12 protein-coding genes are annotated in these 18543 nt (G+C 64.3%); 2 read left to right on the top strand and 10 right to left on the bottom strand.

Annotated features, from left to right (window positions below; translation table 11 throughout):
- Positions 1 to 17: 17 nt before the first annotated feature.
- From AC1ROX_RS09005 to AC1ROX_RS08970, 8 genes are all read right to left on the bottom strand, one after another.
- Positions 18 to 4016 (bottom strand): cellulose biosynthesis protein BcsC, encoded by a 3999-nt coding sequence (locus AC1ROX_RS09005; protein WP_493124571.1) that lies wholly within the window; start codon positions 4014 to 4016, stop codon positions 18 to 20.
- 106 nt (positions 4017 to 4122) lie between these two features.
- Positions 4123 to 6870, bottom strand: coding sequence for a cellulose biosynthesis cyclic di-GMP-binding regulatory protein BcsB (locus tag AC1ROX_RS09000; RefSeq protein ID WP_493124569.1), 2748 nt, complete (start codon positions 6868 to 6870; stop codon positions 4123 to 4125).
- A gap of 26 nt (positions 6871 to 6896) precedes the next feature.
- Positions 6897 to 9062, bottom strand: coding sequence for a UDP-forming cellulose synthase catalytic subunit (bcsA, locus tag AC1ROX_RS08995; RefSeq protein WP_493124567.1), 2166 nt, complete (start codon positions 9060 to 9062; stop codon positions 6897 to 6899).
- Complete coding sequence (locus AC1ROX_RS08990) at positions 9059 to 9835, bottom strand: cellulose synthase operon protein YhjQ/BcsQ (RefSeq protein ID WP_493124565.1); 777 nt, start codon at positions 9833 to 9835, stop codon at positions 9059 to 9061. Before AC1ROX_RS08990 ends, bcsA begins: the two co-directional genes overlap by 4 nt.
- Entirely contained in the window at positions 9835 to 10281 is a 447-nt protein-coding gene (locus tag AC1ROX_RS08985) for a hypothetical protein (RefSeq protein ID WP_493124563.1), read from the bottom strand. The genes AC1ROX_RS08990 and AC1ROX_RS08985 overlap by 1 nt, the downstream gene beginning before the upstream one ends.
- Before the next feature lie 264 nt (positions 10282 to 10545).
- Positions 10546 to 12369 (bottom strand): glutamine--fructose-6-phosphate transaminase (isomerizing), encoded by a 1824-nt coding sequence (gene glmS / locus AC1ROX_RS08980; RefSeq protein ID WP_493124561.1) that lies wholly within the window; start codon positions 12367 to 12369, stop codon positions 10546 to 10548.
- A gap of 3 nt (positions 12370 to 12372) precedes the next feature.
- The gene (locus tag AC1ROX_RS08975; protein WP_493124559.1) at positions 12373 to 12708 is read right to left on the bottom strand and encodes a hypothetical protein; all 336 of its coding nucleotides are present in this window, start codon (positions 12706 to 12708) and stop codon (positions 12373 to 12375) included.
- Between the two features lie 320 nt (positions 12709 to 13028).
- Positions 13029 to 13745, bottom strand: a complete 717-nt coding sequence (locus tag AC1ROX_RS08970) for a Crp/Fnr family transcriptional regulator (protein ID WP_493124557.1) — start codon at positions 13743 to 13745, stop codon at positions 13029 to 13031.
- A 587-nt stretch (positions 13746 to 14332) separates the two neighbouring features.
- Between AC1ROX_RS08970 and AC1ROX_RS08965 the strand changes: the two genes are divergently transcribed.
- Positions 14333 to 15238 (top strand): Crp/Fnr family transcriptional regulator, encoded by a 906-nt coding sequence (locus tag AC1ROX_RS08965; protein ID WP_493124555.1) that lies wholly within the window; start codon positions 14333 to 14335, stop codon positions 15236 to 15238.
- 85 nt (positions 15239 to 15323) lie between these two features.
- On the opposite strand, the gene AC1ROX_RS08960 is transcribed toward AC1ROX_RS08965, so the two are convergent.
- Positions 15324 to 16118, bottom strand: a complete 795-nt coding sequence (locus tag AC1ROX_RS08960; protein WP_493124553.1) for a helix-turn-helix transcriptional regulator — start codon at positions 16116 to 16118, stop codon at positions 15324 to 15326.
- A gap of 545 nt (positions 16119 to 16663) precedes the next feature.
- On the opposite strand from AC1ROX_RS08960, the gene AC1ROX_RS08955 reads away from it, so the two are divergent.
- Complete coding sequence (locus tag AC1ROX_RS08955; protein ID WP_493124551.1) at positions 16664 to 17449, top strand: Crp/Fnr family transcriptional regulator; 786 nt, start codon at positions 16664 to 16666, stop codon at positions 17447 to 17449.
- A gap of 16 nt (positions 17450 to 17465) precedes the next feature.
- Here the strand turns inward: AC1ROX_RS08955 and galE are convergent, their stop codons facing one another.
- Positions 17466 to 18449, bottom strand: coding sequence for a UDP-glucose 4-epimerase GalE (galE, locus tag AC1ROX_RS08950; protein WP_493125323.1), 984 nt, complete (start codon positions 18447 to 18449; stop codon positions 17466 to 17468).
- Positions 18450 to 18543: the final 94 nt, after the last annotated feature.

Here is an 18543-nt window from a genome sequence, read left to right as displayed (position 1 = left end):
TCCGTTCTGAAGCAGAGCTAGTTAAACGAGCTTCTCAGGAATAGCAGAATTGTGCCCTGGTCGTACTGATATGCATTGTCGAAATTGGCCTTGGCCCCGATCGACGTCCGCTCGGTTGCAGCGTATTCGAAGCCCAGTCGCAGGCCGAAGGCAATGCCCGTGTTGCTCTGCGCCGGGAAAATAGGCGCAAACGCCGCAGCACCGGTCGTGGCCAGGACGTTCGCCGCGTTCTGGAAGTAGTAGTTGGTGGGGAAGAACAGCGCCGAACTCTGCTGGATGCTTTGCACACCAAGGGTGGCGCCGACATTGTATTTGAACTTGCCGGAAGTCTCCGTCCAGTCGACGGGGAAGGTCAGGCTGTAGAAGCTCTGCGGACTGAAGTAGCCGCCCTGGCCATAGGTGAAATAACTGAGGTTCTGGTTGTAGCTGAGGTAGGTCGCGGAGATTCCGACCTTGAGCTCCTGGTCCTCGTCCTTGATGGGCCGGAAATAGGCGCCCGCGGTGAACTCGTAGGACTGGTTGCTCGCGACGTTCGTGCCCGTGTAGTAGCCGTAGGAGAACTTCGTATAGATGCCCAGCGAGGTATCGTCGTAGCTGATGATCGCTTCGCCGCCGTTGCGCGTCACGCCACCCCAGGTCAGGCCGGTGATGGGATCGGTCACGCCGGCATAGGACAGCACGGAATCGGTGACCGACCGGCGCGATGCCTCGAGCTTCAGGTTCATCTTGTCGCCCAGCGGCTGGTTCCAGGCGATGCCGCCGACGATGGTGGTGAGCGGGAAGCCGAGCGGCGTGCTGCCGACGTCGATGGAGAGACGTCCCCAGTCGAGCCCCATGCCGAAGGCGATGCCCGTGGCCTGCGCATTGTTGGGCTGCAGACCACCCGCCAGCCCGGCGATCGCATTCGCGCCATAGCGCTGCAGGGTCGACAGGTCGCCCCCGATGGTACCGGCGTTGATCGTCACCGGCATGATCGTCGGAACCAGCGCGGCATTGCCGATGGGAATACGGGCCTTGATCGGCACGTTGATCTCATTGATGCGGCCGAGGCCCGATTCGCCGGATCGGCCGCGGAAGCCGATTCCGCCATCGACGATGATCGCCGTGGATTTCTTCAAGGAGTTGAGCTCGCGCTCGATCTCGCGGCTGAGGGGATCGTTGTCGCTCATCGAACCCGACGGCGCGCCCGGCGTGCCCGGCAGCGGCGGCGGCGTCATCGCGGTCGCCGACGTGTTCGCGCTGCTCTCGCCACCCGGCCGGCGCAACGGCACCAGCGGATTCTGCGCCACCAGGACGGGCGGCGCGGCGCGCACCGGCCCCGCCTGCGCCGTCAGCACGGCCGGCGTCGCCAGCGACGGCCGGTCCAGCGACATCACCTCGGCCCGATTCGGCGCGCCATCGGTATTGGTGACCGAAGCCTTCTTCGCCGCGACCCGTCGTTCGAATTCGGCCATGAACTCGGCATCCGTGCCCTGGCCGTCGGGTCGAAGCGACGCCACCGGCGTAGCGGTGTCCGCGTTCACGCCACCGGCTCTCGGCGCCTCGACGGCCGCACGCTGAATCACGGGCTCGGCGGCCGGCGCGGGCACCGGCGACGGAACCAGTTCGGTCTGACCCAGGCCGCGGTTGAGCTGCTGGGCCGTCTCGAGGGCGCGCTTGGCGCCCGTCGAATCACCCTGCGCGCGCAGCAGGCGCGACTGGACCATGTAGAGGCGCGGATTCTGCGGCTGCAGGCGCAACGCTTCGGCCATCCAGACGTCCGCCCGCTCATAGCGCCGGAGATCGATGGCGATACTCACGGCTTGCTGGAGCGTATCGGCATCCGCCGGCGAGGACACCATGATGCCGTCGAGGACCTGGATCGCCTGCTCGCCGAAGTTCGAATCCTTGTAGACCCGGGCCAGCGCCAGACGCGCGCCGACGCTGGGCGATGGGCCGGAGACATAGGGCAACAGCACATCGTAGGCAGCCGTCACGTTCTTCTGCGTGCGCAGCCGGTCGGCCTGCTGGATGGCCAGCGACTCCTGGAGGTTCGCCACGTCGCGGCCGCCGGTGTTCTTGGAGATGCGCGCCAGCAGCGTGCTGGCCTCGGCGTCCTGGCCGGCCTCCGACGCGGCGTAGAACATCGTGCGCAGCGTATCGGCGCTGAGGTCGTTGCGGGCCGAGAGGCGGCGGACGACCGCCATCGACTGGGTGCGATCGCCGACCTTGGCGAGGGCCAGCGCCGCATTGGCCTGCTGCGACGGCGTCGCGTTCGGGGCGTTGGCGCGCGATGCCAGGGTGGCCCGCGCGCCGGTATCGCCCGCCTTCGCGGCGGCGATCAGCTGATCGGTGTCGCCGGCGTTGCGGAGATCGTTGCGCAGCGTGTTCATCCGCGCCGAGCGCTGGTTGACCGGAATCCGGTCGAGCAGGGCCACGGCCTCGCCCGTGCGCGATTGTTCGGAATAGTAGACGGCGGCCGCGTAGATGCTTTCCGGACGCCCGCTGGCAACCAGTTCGTCGATCAGCGCCTGCGCTTCGGCAACCCGGCCCCTCTTGGCCAGGAACTTCGCGAGGTCGTAGCGGATCCACGGGCTGGAGGAGTCCATGCGCATCGCGTCGCGATAGAGCTGCTCGGCCCGTTCGGGCTGCGAACGCTCGAGGCCGGTTGCCTGGACCCGGAGGCGTTGCGCGGCCTCCTGGGCACCGTCGGACTGGATGCGGTTTCGGATCGCCGGATCGACATTGGCGACCAGCGGCTCGCTCTTGGTGTCGCGTCCCTGGGCGGTCAGCACCTGATAAAGGCCTGCCACGGCTTCCTTGTTGCCCGGATCGCGGGCGAGGGCATCGCGATAGTAACCCTCGGCCTCGCGCTGCTTGCCCTGGCGGCGCAGCAGGTCACCCATCAGGGCCTGCGCCATGCCGCGCTCCTTAGGGGTGCCGGTATGGTCGGCCAGCGGCCGGAGGATCTTCTCCGCCTGGGCGAAGTCGCCCCGATCGCGCAACGCGACGGCTTCGCGATACGACATCCAGAAGTTTGCCGACTCGAGCGCCTGCATCCATTCGGCCGCCCGGCTGGGCGCCATCTTCATGGCCTTGTCGAGCTGGTCCCGCGCATCCGCGAAGCGTTCCTGCCGCAGACGCACGATGCCGATGCCGGCAACGGCATCCGCGTTGTTGGGATCCGACTGAAGGACCCCTTCGAAGCGCGCAACGGCCTGGTCGTTCAGGCCCTGGTCCGAAAGCCGGTAGGCTTCGATGATGGCCGCCCCGATCGGATCCTGGCGCACCGGCCTTTGCGAGTCGGTCAGCCTGTCGCGCACGACGGTGTCGCCGGGGAATCGCTGGAGATAGGATTCGAAGAACGGCTTGTCCTGCGGCCCGACCGTCAGCCACAGCATGCCCTGGCGCATGGCCTCGAACGACGCCTGCCCGACGGCCGGATCGCTCGCCAATTCCGCCAGCAGAACAATGCCTTCGCGCCGTGTCTGCTCGTTGTAGGTGAGGATGCGGGCGTAAGCGAATTTGGTCCGGGAGGTCGCATAGCTGCGCTCGGCCAGAGCCTTGAGCCGCAGGCGCGCCTCATCCCAGCCCGTGCCCGTGCCTGCCAGTGTCTCGTAGTACTCGACGGCGAGGTCGAAGGGCGGCGGACCGCCGCGGAATGCCCGCTGGTACATCGCAATGGCGCGATCGTAAGCGCCGGCCGCGGCAAGGCGGCGAGCTTCGGCCAAGGCGACCTCGTCGGTCTGGCCGACCGCCATGGCGCGCTCGAGTTCCGTCGCCCGCGCGTCGCGGGGATCGATCTGCCGAAGGCGCGCGATCGTCGCGCGGACCTGCTCGAAACGCTGGTTCTGCAGCTCGATCGAGCCGAGCTGGAACAAGGCTTCGGTATTGTCGGGCTGGCTTTCCAGGATCTTGCGCAGCGACTGCGCGGCGAGGTCCGGGCGATTGCGCTCCCGCCACATCGAGGCCTGTTCGAACAGCAGGCCGTAGATCGACGAGGATGAAGGATCGGCCGTCGTCGGCGGCGCTGCCAAGGCCTGGCCTGAAGCGGACAAAACGACGACCGCGCTGGCGAGAACGCTGGTCAGTCCCCCGCTACGCTCCGAACGCCTCGTCCTTCTCATAAGACCCCAAACTCAATCAACTTCTGTCGGACAACGTCCGGGTAAGAAGCCGGTTAGCCCTGTGCGCCGAGAACCGTTCAATCGTAACCGCGAAGATCAATATAACACAAATCACGCAAATGAATGCAGCCAGTTCAAAAGATCCCGCAAGCCACTGAATTCGCCACCAAATCGGCAATCCGCCGACGAATTTCCTGATACCTGACGTGTAGAATTCGCCCTTACCGCTTGAAAGGTAATAGAAATCGCCCTGCACGTTCGCCGCCATCTCTGGATCGCCGAGACGGCTGCTCATTTCCACGAGGGCGGCCGGCTGGGTGCTGCCGACCATGACCACCAGCCGGTCCTCGTTGAGCGGCGACCAGAAGCTGGACAGGTAAGCGAACGGTTTGCCGAGATTGGCCTTCGCCAGTTCCGGGGCCGCGCCGCGATAGTATGGCGCTCGCGGATCGGTCGGCTGGAACTGACGCTGCAGGAAGCTGAGGCCGGGCGCCGCCGTGACGCTGGTCGGCGCGATGCGGACCGAGTTGTGGGACTCCCACTGCGTGAGCAATGGCTGGTTCGAGTTGAGACCGATGACGATGAGGTCCCGATCGGCCACCGACTCGACCTTGGCCGCATCGACCACCTCATAGCGGGTCGGCACGACGCCCGTCGCGTCGGCCATCATGCCCAGCAGGTTCAGGAGCGACTGGACTTCTTCCGGCGACGACTTCTCGGGCATCACGAACGCCGTGGTCGCGAGGTCGGCATAGCGGGTGAACGGGAAGCCGGCATTGGCGAACAGCGCCAGGTTCGGAAAAGCGGCGAAATGGGCGACGCGGCTGAGATCGATCGTCGAGTCGGGATCGATGCCGGTGCGGTCGCTCCAGTCGAGCATTTCGCAATCGGCGTCCGCCTTGGCCCGCAATTCGAACAGGAAATCGAGATGGTTCTGGCTGGCGAGCTGGAAGCCCGGGAGCAGCACCTGACTGACGCGGTCCTCGGCGTTTCCAGGGAACAGCCATTCCTTCAGGCGCGACAGCACCTTCAGCTTGGGCTCGAGCGGTATTTCGCCAACCGTGCGCTGGTTGAGGTCGACGAAGACACGCGAATTTCCGGGATCGACCCAACTGTCGTCGGCGCGGCGGATGTGCACGTACATCTTGCCGCCCGAAAGGGCGCCGAAGAAAAGGTCGGGCGCGGTGCGGAAGGACACTTTGGGCGAATCGATGAGGCGACGGCCGTTTATGGCACCGCCATCGGCCAGTTCGCCGAGCCGCACCGGGCGATTGCTCGGAATCCATTTCGGCGCGTCGTAGGCCCGCCGCGGCGACGGCAACGGCTCGTTGGCGGCCGACCAGCCACCGCTCAGGCGCGAGGTGGATGTCGCCAGGGTGGCCGCGGCAGTCTGTAGTTGCTCGGCATTGTCGCCGATGACCAGCAACAGTTTGCTGTCGACCTGCGAGGGGTTGGCGACGACCGCGACCCGCGGGCCTTCACCGGGAATGGCTGCAACGCCCGGCGGATAGTGGCCGTCCAGGACCAGGGCAACGGCATTGCTCGCCGGCAGCCCGGTATACTGCACCGGGAACGATGCCCCCTTGTTGCCGGCGATCAGGCCGAAATATCCGGCAACCATACCGGCTGCCTGCAGCACCCCGGGCTCGGGATCGAGCGGCAGCACGAACGGCAGGCTGAGCGGCAGCGGATCCTTGGGATCGGAGAAGGGGCGCGGCAGCGAGGCCAGGTCGTCGGCGATCGGCAACCGCGTGGTGCTGAGATAGATGAAGGTCGCAGGCTCGATGTTCACCCAGACCGCCCGGTCACGGTCGAGCTTGCAGGCGTTCGCCCCCTGCCCTTTCAGCGCGAAACGGAACTGCAGGCGGTTGTCGGTCGACAGCAAGGCCGGCGTGAAGGTGAAATCGGCGCGCGCTTTCGGTCCAGCCGCCTTGCCCAGTGCAACAGAGCCGATCGGCTCGTTGTTCAGGAACACCTGAAGCACGCCGTCGTCGCGGGCGACGGCATTGGAATAGCTGAAGACGAGGCTGATGCGCGCGGCGACGAAGGCGTCGTCCTGGCGGGTCGTGAAGACAATGCCGGTCTCGGCCGCGGCGCCATCGAGGTGAAGGGCCTTGCTCCGCAGGTCTCGCAGCCGGATGAGCTGGCTGCGACCGTCCGCGGTTCCGGTGAATATCGGATAGTTCGCCATCGGCGGCGATGAGGGCGTCGGCAATATGTCGGGCCGGTTCGGGCCGGGCGGCGGGACGGGCGTTGCCGTGACGGCCGGCGCGGCGGGCGGAAGGGTCGCCGGCGGCAGCGGTGCCACCGTGGGAGCTGGCGCTATGGGCGCTGCGGGCACGGGAGCCGGCGCCGGCGCGACCGCTTGTGGCAGTGGAGCGGGCGCGGCCGGCGGAAGTGCCTGCGGGGCGGCCGGTCTCTGGGCGCCCGCCGGCACGGGACTGGCGGGTGCGGGCGCTCCAGGAATGGTTGGCGGCACGATGGGCGTTGCCACGTTCGCCGGCGGCATCGGCGTGGTCGTCGGCAGCGGTGCCTGCGGCCGCTGCGCGTCCGGGGGCGGAATGACGGCGACGCCCGACGGAATGGATGGGAAGCTGGAGGGCAGCTCGAACTTCGGCGTGATCTGGGTCGGCTGGGTGAGCTGGACAGTCGGCGTATTCGCCTGCGGCGGAAAGAAGGTCATCGGCTGGGAGCCGGTACCGGTCCGCGGGCCGAGATCCTGTTGCGCAACGGCAGGGGCAACGATCGTGAGAACAAGAGCCATCGCGGCGCGACGGACCGTTGCAGCCCTCACGTCGACCTCGACGGCGCCGCCACCGGTTGCTGCACCGACGCCCGGGGCCGGCGGATGTTGCGGAAGGCCATGCCGGCCAGATCGCGAACGGCTCCCGAGAGATCGATCAACGACTTGCCCACGGTATCCGGTGGCCGGTCGTCCCAGTTGAGCCAGGCATCGGCGCGACCGAACACGGCGCTGACGATCGTCCGCTCTTCTTCCAGGTTCGTCGGCATGAATTCGAGGCGGACCTCTCGTCCCTTGACCGCAACGACACGGGCCGGAACCGCGGAAATGCCCTCGATCTGCTCGAAGTTGACGACGACTTCCTCGTTCACCGTCACATCGGCCGCGAGGTCGTCCATCCGCAGCAGGCCGCCACCGAGGGAAAGATCCTCGGTCCGCCCCATCATCGAGCGCCTTCCGTCGAAATAGAGGGCGATCGGTTGGCGGATGCGGACGCGCGGCTGAGCCCGGACCTGCCGTCTTTCGCGGCCGACGGCAAGGGCTGCGAACACGGTGAAGGCGCTGTAGAAGCACCAGAACAGGTTCATCCAGAGCACCGGCGCATCGCCCGGGAACAACTCGGTGAACAGGAGACGATAGAAGCCGACGCCGATGGCCGCCATCAGCACCACGGCCAGGATCATCAGCGGCCGCATGATGGGCGTGTCGTAAAGCTCCTTCTCCAGGATGCCGCCCTTGCTGGTGACGTTGAAACTGCCGGCCTTGGGATTGATCAGCGCTAGCAGCGTCGGTCCCATGATGTGGAACAGCAGCACGTTGTCGTAGATCTCGCCCCAGAACGAATAGCGGTATCGCCCGTCGAGCCGCGACTGCGTACTCAACGTGTGGAACATGTGCGGCCCGGCATAAGCCATGACCATGAGCGCGCTGGCGACGATGATGTTCTGCGATGTCAGCAGGTACGCCACCGGCGCCGTCAGGAAGACGAAGCGCGGCACCGGGAACAGGAAGTACATCATCGCATTCAGGTAGCAGATGCGCTGTCCGAAGGTCAGGCCGCGCCCCAGCAACGGATTGTCGGTGCGGAAGATCTGGATCATGCCGCGCGCCCAGCGCATGCGCTGACCGATGTGGATCGAAAGACGCTCGGTCGCCAGGCCCGACGCCAGCGGCCAGCGCAGATAGGCGGTGTGCCACCCCTTGCGATGCATGCGCAGCGAGGTATGGGCGTCCTCGGTCACCGTCTCGACGGCGATGCCGCCCACCTCGTCGAGCGCCTCGCGGCTCAGCACCGCGCACGAGCCGCAGAAGAAGGTCGCGTTCCAGAAATCGTTCCCGGGCTGGATGAGGCCGTAGAAGAGCTGACCTTCGTTCGGCACCCGGCCGTAGGTGCCGAGATTGCGCTCGAATGGATCGGGCGAATAGAAGTGATGCGGCGTCTGCAGCATGGCCATCCTGCGGTCGCGCAGGAACCAGCCGACCGTCATCTGCAGGAAGGCGCGCGTCGGGATGTGATCGCAGTCGAAGATGGCGACCAGCTTGCCCTTGGTGATCGTGAGCGCGTGATTGATGTTGCCGGCCTTGGCGTGCTCGTTGGTCGGACGGATCAGGTAGCCGCAGCCCGCCTCCTCGGCGAAGCGCTTGAACTCCGGCCGCCGTCCGTCGTCGAGGATGTAGACCTTGAACTTGTCGGGCGGGTAATCCATCACCATCGCCGCCAGCACGGTCGGCTTAACGACGTCGAGGCTTTCGTTGTAGGTCGGGATGAAGACGTCGACGGTCGGCCATTCCTGGACGTCGGCGGGCAAGGGCGCCGGCTGCCGCTCGAGCGGCCACATCACCTGGAAATAGCCGATCATCAGCACGATCCAGGCATAGACCTCGGCGGCATAGAGGCCGTACCCAAACATCATGTCGAACGGATCGACGAAGCCCAGCGTCTCGGTCGTTCGCCACCACAGGTATCGGGTCGACACGAGCGCCGACAGAACGACGACGATCAGGGTCGCCGTGCGATTCTTGAAGCGGTTCACCAGCAGGAAGATGGCGGCCGTGAAGACGGCGAAGATGGCCTGCGTCTGCAGGTCGAAGGGCGTGATGATGACGAAGGCGGCTGGCCCCAGGGCGACGAGCGCGACGAAGAGATAGAGGAGTCTCGTGACGATCGGGACTCGCCGGTTCGGGGTTAGCTCGACATTGCCGAGTGAGGTCATCGCTGTCCGGGGTCCATGCCGTCGAGAAGCAGTCCTTGCACAGCGGCCGCCAGGCCGCGCACGTCGGCCGCCGCCTTGCTCGTCGGCGCGCGATCGATCACGAGTTGCTGGTGGGCCACCGCCTCGCCGAAGCTGTCGTCGTAGTTGACGGTGCCGAGCATCGCCTGCCCCAATCTCCGCCGCAGCAGCGCGGTCACGTCGCGCGTCAGCTTGCGGCGCATGTCGACCAGATTGAAAACATAGCGTACCTGGCGGCGCGATCCTTCGGGCGTGCGTCCCAGGAAAGTCTGCGATTCGACCGACGGCAGCAGCGATACGGACGTGGCGTCGGCCTGCAGGATGACGATGTCGAGCGTCGAGATCGACCGTGTCTGCTCGAGGAAGACCGAGGGACCGGGCGGCGTGTCGATAACGACGACGAAGCCGCGCTCGATGAAGGGGGCAAGCGTGTTGGCCAGCCAGGTGCCGTCGCGGACCAGGTGTTCCGATACGGCATGGAGCTGGGTCGGCGTGACCTGCCCGAACGGCAGGACGAGGAGATTGTTGCCGGCCGGCAGGACGCCGTCGCGAATGGATCGTCCGTAGACCAGGCAGTGCGCCCAGCCGCGGTCGTCGGCGAGCTGGATGCCGGCATGGAGGCGCATCGAGTTCTGCACGTCGAGATCGACGACGAGCACGCGCAAACCGGAGCGGGCCAGCACGCCCGCGACATTGATGCTGAGAGAGGTCTTGCCTACACCGCCCTTGGGCGAACAAAAGCAGACAACGGACATTAACGCGCCAGTCGGTCGAAGAGTCCGTTGAGGCTGCCAGTCGACGGCGTCGCCGCCGCGTGTTCGACAGGCTGGGTGATGATTCGGCGGATATCGGCCAGCGATCTCACGGGACTGCTGGAGGGCGCCATAGCCGGAGGCCGGGCGGGCGGCGCCGAAACCTGCCTGAAAGCCTCGTCACGCCACCCTCCATGATCCGCGGGCTTTGCCCCAAGGGGACCCGGCGAACGGTCGAAGACGTCCGCCAGCAGGTCGTGGCCGGACCCCGAGCCCACGGGCAAGGGCGCTTCTTCCCGCGCCGCAGGGGGTGGATCCTTGCCGAAGATGGCGTCTATCAGGGGTGCCGACATTTGATCCGAAACGGTTTCGAATTCCCGGTAAGGCGTACCGGTGCGACCGGTTGCATCGAGGAGATGGACGACATCGTCGTTGTTCTTGATAGCCATGTCCGTAACTCCACCCGGTGATTTTGATACACCATCACTCGCGGCTCGTCACCTCGGCATCCACTATATACGCCATCAAAAAGTGAGTGTTAGCGCTCATTTCTCATGCGCCATCGTCACGAGCCGGTCACAAGCCGTTGGATTCACGGTATTTTTGTGTGGTGTGGCTTGGTTCGAAACCGCACATGCCGCGTCGGGCGCAGTGGTACGCGACGGATACCGCCCTATAGGCGCTGGTTTCGTTGAGTCCCGCGGGCACCTGCCCTATTCGACGGTGACACTCTTGGCGAGATTGCGCGGCTGGTCGACGTCGGTGCCCTTGGCGATGGCGGTATAGTAGGCCAGCAGCTGTACCGGGATCGTGTAGAGGATCGGGGCCACGACGGGATCGACCTCGGGCAGGGTGAGCGTGGCGACGGCGTGCGGTCCCAGGCGCCTCACGCCGGCGGCGTCGCTCAGCAGCACCAGCTTGCCGCCGCGCGCCTTCACCTGCTCGAAGTTCGACGCCGTCTTGTCGAACAGCGGATCGTTGGGCGCCACGACCACGACCGGCACCAGCTCGTCGATCAGGGCGATCGGCCCGTGCTTCATCTCGCCGGCGGCATAGCCCTCGGCGTGGATGTAGGAGATTTCCTTCAGCTTCAGCGCGCCCTCCAGCGCGACCGGGAACGACGTGCCGCGGCCGAGATAGAGCACGTCGCGCGCCTCGGCGAGGACATGGTCGGCGATCTGCCGATACTGCGCCTCCATGGTCATCGCCTCGTTGATCAGGGCCGGCAACTCGATAAGCGCGGCCACGTAGCGCGCCTCGTCGGCAGCCGACAGCGTGCCGCGCGCCCGGCCGGCCGCGATCGCCGCGGCCAGCAGGACGGTCTGCTGCGTGGTCGTGGCCTTGGTCGAGCAGACGCTGATCTCGGGGCCAGCCAGGGTGTGCAGCACGACTTGCGATTCCCGGGCGATCGCGCTCTCCGGCACGTTCACGACCGAGAGGATGGTCTGGCCGTTGGCCTTGGCGTAGCGCACCGCGGCCAGCGTATCGGCCGTTTCGCCCGACTGCGAGACGGCGATGCAAACGCCGCTCTCGGGCAGCGGCGGTGCGCGGTAGCGCAACTCCGAGCCCAGCTCGACCTCGACCGGCAGCCGCGCCAGCTGCTCGAACCAGTACTTGGCCACCATGCAGACGTAGAAGGCGCCGCCGCACCCCGTCAGGGTGATGCGGCTCACCTTGTTCCAGTCGAACGGCAACGCCGGCAGGACGACCGTCCGGCTCGCCGGGTCGATATAGCTTTGCAGCGTGTCGCCGATCACCGCCGGCTGCTCGTGGATCTCCTTGAGCATGAAGTGTCGGTGGTTGCCCTTGCCCATCATGGCGCCGCTGAGACCGGTCTGCCGGATCTCGCGCTTCACCTCGGTCGTTCCCTGGTAGACCTTCGCACCGTCCTGGGTGAGCACGACCCAGTCCTCGTCCTCGAGGTAACTGACCCGCTTGGTGAAGGGTGCCAGCGCCAGCGCGTCGGTGCCGATATACATCGCGCCGTCGCCATAGCCGACCGCCAGCGAGCTGCCGCGACGAGCGCCCATCAGCAGGTCGTGGCGGCCGCTGAACAGCACCGCCAGCGCAAAGGCGCCGCGCAGGCGCGCCATCGCCGTGCCCATCGCCTGCTCCGGCGACATCTGCCGATCGAGATAGGAGGTGATGAGCTGCGCCACGACCTCGGTGTCGGTATCGCTGTCGAACCGGCGACCCTCCGCTTCCATCTCCTCCTTCAGCTCCTGGAAGTTCTCGATGATGCCGTTGTGCACGACGGCGACGCGGTCGGTAGCGATCGGATGGGCGTTGCGCTCCGAGGGCTTGCCGTGCGTCGCCCAGCGCGTGTGACCGATGCCGATCGTGCCGGTGAGCGGCTCGGCGGCCAGCCGCGCCTCGAGGTTGACCAGCTTGCCCTCGGCCCGGCGGCGATCGATGTGGCCGTTCACCAATGTGGCGATGCCGGCCGAATCGTAGCCGCGATATTCGAGCCGCTTCAGCGCGTCGACCAGGAAGGGCGCGACAGACGGCTTGCCGATGATGCCGATGATGCCGCACATGATCTATGTCTCGAGCGTGTTGTCGCTCGCCCCTCTTCGTTTCAGGGCGTACTTCTCCTGAGTGACTTTCATGGATCGGGCCTCATTGGATGAAGCCATAGGGCGCTCCGCCCGGGTCACACTGCGCTGGAGTTGCTTGAGTTCCGCATCCATTTTCACGATCGCATTCGTCAGCACCATGCGCGTTCTCTCGAGCTCGCCGCCCTCCGCCTGCCTTCCACATTTGGCATTGATGAGGACTTCGACCTCCGTCAGCTCCATCAACGACGCGTCGATAACACGCTTGAGAGCGCCAATCCTTCGCGTCACCGTCGCATCGTTCTTGCTGCTCCTGCTCATAAGCACCTCGCCCAGCGGCCACCTGGACGGAATGTTAACTGCAAGCGTTGCGTCCGCATCGACGCAAAGGGCTGACCACACTTGGGTTACCCCCCTCATCCGCGGCACCTGCCTCGATCCTGCTCCCCGACCCAGCGGCACCCGAGTGCGCCCTCGGCGGCCCTGCATAAGCAGGTGAACCTATGCAGGGCCTAACCACTCACCGCTTTGTTGGGGGGTGCAGTGAGGGGCTGCCGCAACCTACCGGAGAACAGACAATTGAACGGGAGGGAAGAAGAGCTACCCATAATGTGGCGGAGACCTTGGCGCGGCGTTCTCCGTCACAATCCCATGGAGCCTCCTGTCGATGCCTCGACGGCCTCGCGCTCCAGCCTCGACTTGTGAATGACATAGACGGTCGACGTCTGAGGCACGATCAACTTCTGCTTTCGCCACTCGCTCAGGATCCGGCTGACGTTCTCGCGAGCCACGTCGGCCAAAGCCGCCACGTCCTCCTGGCGAAGTTCCCGGATCTCGACCTGATCCGGCGTCATCGTGGGTTCGCCGAGATGCTCAGCGAACTTGAGAAGCGCACGGGCGACGCGCGCCTTGAGCGAGAGGAAGCTCGCGGCCACGACCTCTTCGTCGGCGCGCCGCAACCGTGCGACCAGCATGTCCACCAGGTAAGCGGAGAAGCTCGGCGACATTTTCAAGCATTCGAGGAAAGTTTTGCGCGCGACGAACGTCAGGCTGCTGTCTCGAAGCGCGTGGACGGAAGCAGACCTCGGCAGCCCATCGATTATGGCGCATTCCCCCACCAATGATCCGGCCCCCAGGATCGCAAGGATGCGTTCAGCACCCTGACTTGACGCGATGCTGACCTTGAGCACGCCTTCGTTGAGCCAGTAGCAGCCGTCTCCGGCGGTGCCCATTTCGAGAAGGATCTGTCCCTTTTTGAGCTTTATCGTCCTGGCACCCGTCAACAACCGTGACGAGAGCTCATGAGGCAGTGCCGGCAACGGGTTGCGAGCACCGAACAAGCCAGTTTCAGATGCCATCGACGACGCCCCCTGGCGCGACCGGTTCCAAGCCTTGCCTTGTCTCCGCTCCGATCGGCCGCCGAACAAATTCCGGCCGGGAGAAAGAGCGGATCTTGAGCCGGCTTGCGAGTCCGATGCGCCGACAAGTTTCGTGCAGTCAAAAGTAGTCGTAGTCCCTCTCTGCTCTAATTCTGGATGTATCGCAATATCTAGTATGTTGGCATCCGACCAACACTAGCCAAAGCTATTGTCCTGGCAGCGCGTCGCCATGACAGGTTCTCGGCAAAGGCTACCTCAGCGCTCCTCCCGATTCATCATCAAAGAGAGTAAACCCTGGATGCGCAACTTCCGAGCGCACACATCATTGTGACGACCATCACATCGCCAGCTAAATCTTATCACTATAAATGTAATAAGTGCCGCGCCTTTTCCATCTTGGAACGCGCGAGTAAGCGTCGCCTCAGCGTCGAGAAATGGGAGTGAGCGCCAGTACCGAGTTGAGAGCGCGGAAGTGGGGGCGTTGGGACTGTGTTGGGAGCACAGAAGCAGCGTCAGTACTGTGTTGGGAGCACAGAACGTCGAGTGCAGCTACTTGGGGTGTGCACATGATCACATTGCTGAAGCAATCGGAGCGCCATGGCTTTGGTCCTCTGCGACGGAAACTGAAGACGTTGGGTATGGAGAGCGATGACGAGTTGAACGCTCTTCTCAGTCGTATCAGGGTAAGAACTATCGGCAGTCGAACCGAGGACATCATAGCTCCGGGTGAGTCGCCGAGATATTCAACGGTGCTGATGGCAGGCGTCGCCTGTCTGTACGAGCGGCTCACGAGCGGCGACCGCCAGATATATGCGTTTCAGTACCCCGGTGACTTTTGCGACCTGTACCGGCATGTGTTGCCGGAGACAAACAACGAAGTTGCCGTGGCGGCCATAACGAACTGCTCGATCGGCATCATCGACCACGTCGATCTGGACCAACTGATTTCGAAGCATCCGTCGCTGGGCCGGGCCTTGTGGCGGGCGACCGTGCTGGAGGCAAGCATATTCCGGAAACGGTTGCTCAATGTCGGCCGGCAACCCGCCCTCCAGCGCGTCGCCCATCTCCTGTGCGAGCAGCTAGCCCGGCAGGAAGTGGTCGGCCTCGACAATCCGATCATTCCGCTCAGCCAGTTGGATGTCGCAGACGCGACTGGACTTTCGATCGTCCATGTCAATCGCACCTACAAGGAACTTCAACGCCTGGGCCTCCTGTCGAAACAAGGGCGCGCCATGAAGGTGACGAACAGGGAAAAGCTTGTTTGTCTTGCCGGCTTCGACGGCAACTACCTCAACATGCCGCAGCTGCTCTCACGCTGGCAGATCAAAATCGCGGGCAGTTCAACGCGTCCTGGACGGCCGCCGCCCATAAGCCTCCCCCGCCCCCCTGCGGCGGCATTGCCCTCCAAGCCTGTGGCCCAGGGGCTGCCGGATAACGAGAGGCAACGCCTCTCACCGCCAGCCGGAGTGTAACGGCGCTGCCGTGTCCAGCCGTCTCGCGGCATTGACTTTGGATATCTGCCCAGGGCCAGTCCGGTTGTCAGCTTAGCGACTGACTTCAGGGCTCGGCCTCCGGTCCCTCATCACAATAGCCATGCTCCAGAGCCCAGACGGCCGCCTGCGTTCGATTCGCCACCCGAATTTTCCTCAAAATCGACTTCATGTGCACCTTTACCGTGGCCTCGGATATGGCGCATGTCCGCGCAATCACCTTGTTGGCATGCCCCTTCACGAGGCTATCGAGAATCTGCATCTCTCGCTCCGAGAGGTTTCTCTCTCGTAGAGGGGAGATGCCATTCATGCTTCGGTCATTGTTTCCTGAGCTCACGAGGGAGGGGCCGCTTTCCTTGACCGCGAGCTCCGGCATGTCGGTGATAACGATCGACAAGGCCTCGTTCTTGATCAACAGGCGTTGACCGGGCTGCCGCTGCGCGCTTCGCATCAGGCGAATTCCGGAACCACCCGCGATCATCACCCGGAGTTTCTGAACGATGATCAAATCCAGCGCTTTGCTCAGCGTATCGGCCGAAGCTTCCAAGGGTATGCAGCCATCGATCTCGGAGTCCACCAGCTCCTGGAGATCGGCGCAGGAGGCAGACTCCAGTATCAAGAGTATCTTGCAGTCCGGCCACACGCTCCGGATATGAGCAGCGTCGCTCGCGCCATCTTCCGCCGAGACCGCTCCCAGGATCGCCAGCTTGCATCTCTCTCCGGCAATCGACGTATCGGCTATATCCGCCGGACTCGCGACCTTGCAACTTACGCGATACTGCAGTCCTTCCAGGAGCGACGCGAGCGCCTCGCGCACGATGTCGCGTGGCTCGACGACAATTGTTGCTACACCTGCCCCCATGTCTCACCCCCAAGCATCCGGTATCTCAATATCGGCTGATGCGAGTTGGCCAATTAACTTGTGACACGTCTTCGAAATAACATTTGCGTCATTGGTGAGCGCCGGATCCGAAGCGCAACGACATGTCCCCTTCCTGCGCGGCAGTCGGCGTGCCGGCAACAGATTTACAAACTCTCTCCCATGCTGGCGCCGGACCACCGGGTTACCACTTCTTCGCACTTGAGAGCGACCACGCCTGCTTTAGCGTGGGAGCAGACTTCATGAAGGGAAGGTTGACGGCGGCGTCTGCGCCAAAGTGCCAAGGCCTGCCGAAACCTTCTCAGCCCTCTCGCCCGGCAGGCCGATCCGGATGTCCATCCCAGCCTCCTGCATGACCCGTCCTTTGGTTTCTTCGCCGATGGGCCGAGTCAGCATGTTACTGCCCTTCCGAGGCCGGCGGCGCTGCGACCTCGGACGCAAGTCCTCAATGCCATGACCGTTGTCGATCGCACCCTTGGTTGCACACGAGCGAAAGTCCAGCCGCGACTTTCAGGACGGAGACGGCGATGGTCGGACCGATAAAGTCTCCAAAGTTAGGTGAGCTCGACGCTTTGATCTTCAAGTTCAAAAGCCTGGAACTCGATTCCGAGGCGGACCTCCAGGCGGTCACGAGTCTCGTCAAGGTCAAAGAGACCGTGCGCCAAGGCAGCAACATCGTCGATATGCGTGGTTCGCCGCGGCAACTGACCGTGATGCTGGCTGGTGTGGCGTGCCTGAACAAGAGGCTCGAAGATGGCAGCCGGCAGATCTACACCTTTCAGTATCCTGGGGACTTTTGCGACCTCCACCGCTACGTGCTGCCCGAAACTGATCAGACCGTGACGGTGACGGCTTTGACCAACTGCTCGATCGGCATCATTCGCCACGAGGATATGGACCAGATGCTTTCAAAACATCCAAAGCTCGGCCTGGCTTTCTGGCGTGCCTCGATACTCGAGGCGAGCATCTTTCGGGAAAGATTGCTCAGCATAAGTCGACGGGCGGCGCTTCCGCGCATTGCCAGCATCATCTGCGAACAGCTGGCTCGATTGGAGGCGATCAACATCAAGAGCGCCGTAATCCCCATCACCCAGATCGACCTGGCCGACGCCGGCGGACTCTCCGTTGTCCATGTCAATCGCATCGTTCGCGAACTGCGAGATCTCGGCGCCCTCTCGAACAAAAGAAGGACCCTCGAAGTTGCAAACAGGGAACGGCTGGCGCAGCTCGCCGGCTTCGATAAAAGGTACCTGAATATTCCGGGCCTGCTGTCGAACTGGAAGATCAACCTCGACGACCTGGCGGCGACCTAGAGGCCGGCAAGGCGCCTCAACGCGGCATTCTCCGCCGCCAGCGCAGCGTATCCTCGATCTGGGTGTCGAGATCCCGCACGGGATACCAGCCGAGCTCGCGTTGCGACTTCCCGATGTCGCCGACCAATCGCGGCGAATCCCCAGGTCGGCGGCCCCCAATCCGATGCGGCACCGGGCGACCCGCTATTCGGGCCGTCTGGGCGACGACCTCGCGAACGCTATGGCCAGAACCACTTCCCAGGTTGAAGCGCTCGTGCAAGCCCGCGGCCGATGCACGCTGCAGCCACTGCAAGGCGCGGAGATGCGCATCGGCCAGGTCGCTGACATGGATGAAATCCCGGACGCAGGAGCCGTCGGGCGTCGGGTAGTCGTCGCCAAGCAATGTGAGCGAGGGACCGCGCCCAAGCGCGGCATCGACGGCCAGCGGCAGCAGATGTGTCTCCGGCTCGTGCGCTTCGCCGATCTCGCCTCCGGCGTCGGCGCCGGCGGCATTGAAATATCTCAACGATGCCGCGCGCAAGCCCATGGAGGCAGCGCGGGTAAGAGCGGTTTCCACCCGTGCCTTTGACTCGGCATAGGGGTTGAGGGGAGCGATGCGGTGTGTTTCGTCCAGGTGCTCGGTCTGCGGCACGCCGTAGACAGCACAGGTACTGGAGAAGACAAAGGCGTCAATGCCGTGGCGCACCGCGGCTTCAATCAGAACTTCGCTGTTTGCGGCGTTGTTGTGCAGGTAACGCTCGGGCCAGCGCATCGACTCGCCGACTTCGATGTACCCGGCCAAATGCACAATCGCGCGCGGCTTGTGCCGGGTGAAAACCTCCTCGAGCCGGTCGGCATTGCCGATATCCCCGCATTCGAGCGGCCCCCACCGGACCGCCCAGGCGTGACCTTTTTCCAGCGTGTCGTAACACACCGGCAGGGCCCCCGATTCCGCAAGCGCCTTACTGACATGGCTGCCGATGTAGCCCGCGCCCCCCGTGACCAGGACAACTCCGCTCATGGCATCCTCGATCTTTCCAGCCAGCCCGCCTCTGGTCTGAAACCAGCCGGCATCCTGAACGTTCAGCAAATTCAGTCACGGTAGTAGCTGACAA

This window comes from Reyranella sp. GW821-FHT14A01 (assembly GCF_058803965.1).
This window is presented reverse-complemented; position numbering and strand designations above follow the sequence as displayed.

What these genes read in the sequence shown, in the direction of transcription:
- AC1ROX_RS09000 (WP_493124569.1), bottom strand. Translation starts at nt 6,870, where the DNA reads ATGGCTCTTGTTCTCACGATCGTTGCCCCTGCCGTTGCGCAACAGGAT.
- bcsA (WP_493124567.1), bottom strand. Translation starts at nt 9,062, where the DNA reads ATGACCTCACTCGGCAATGTCGAGCTAACCCCGAACCGGCGAGTCCCG.
- AC1ROX_RS08990 (WP_493124565.1), bottom strand. Translation starts at nt 9,835, where the DNA reads ATGTCCGTTGTCTGCTTTTGTTCGCCCAAGGGCGGTGTAGGCAAGACC.
- AC1ROX_RS08985 (WP_493124563.1), bottom strand. Translation starts at nt 10,281, where the DNA reads ATGGCTATCAAGAACAACGACGATGTCGTCCATCTCCTCGATGCAACC.
- glmS (WP_493124561.1), bottom strand. Translation starts at nt 12,369, where the DNA reads ATGTGCGGCATCATCGGCATCATCGGCAAGCCGTCTGTCGCGCCCTTC.
- AC1ROX_RS08975 (WP_493124559.1), bottom strand. Translation starts at nt 12,708, where the DNA reads ATGAGCAGGAGCAGCAAGAACGATGCGACGGTGACGCGAAGGATTGGC.
- AC1ROX_RS08970 (WP_493124557.1), bottom strand. Translation starts at nt 13,745, where the DNA reads ATGGCATCTGAAACTGGCTTGTTCGGTGCTCGCAACCCGTTGCCGGCA.
- AC1ROX_RS08965 (WP_493124555.1), top strand. Translation starts at nt 14,333, where the DNA reads ATGATCACATTGCTGAAGCAATCGGAGCGCCATGGCTTTGGTCCTCTG.
- AC1ROX_RS08960 (WP_493124553.1), bottom strand. Translation starts at nt 16,118, where the DNA reads ATGGGGGCAGGTGTAGCAACAATTGTCGTCGAGCCACGCGACATCGTG.
- AC1ROX_RS08955 (WP_493124551.1), top strand. Translation starts at nt 16,664, where the DNA reads ATGGTCGGACCGATAAAGTCTCCAAAGTTAGGTGAGCTCGACGCTTTG.
- galE (WP_493125323.1), bottom strand. Translation starts at nt 18,449, where the DNA reads ATGAGCGGAGTTGTCCTGGTCACGGGGGGCGCGGGCTACATCGGCAGC.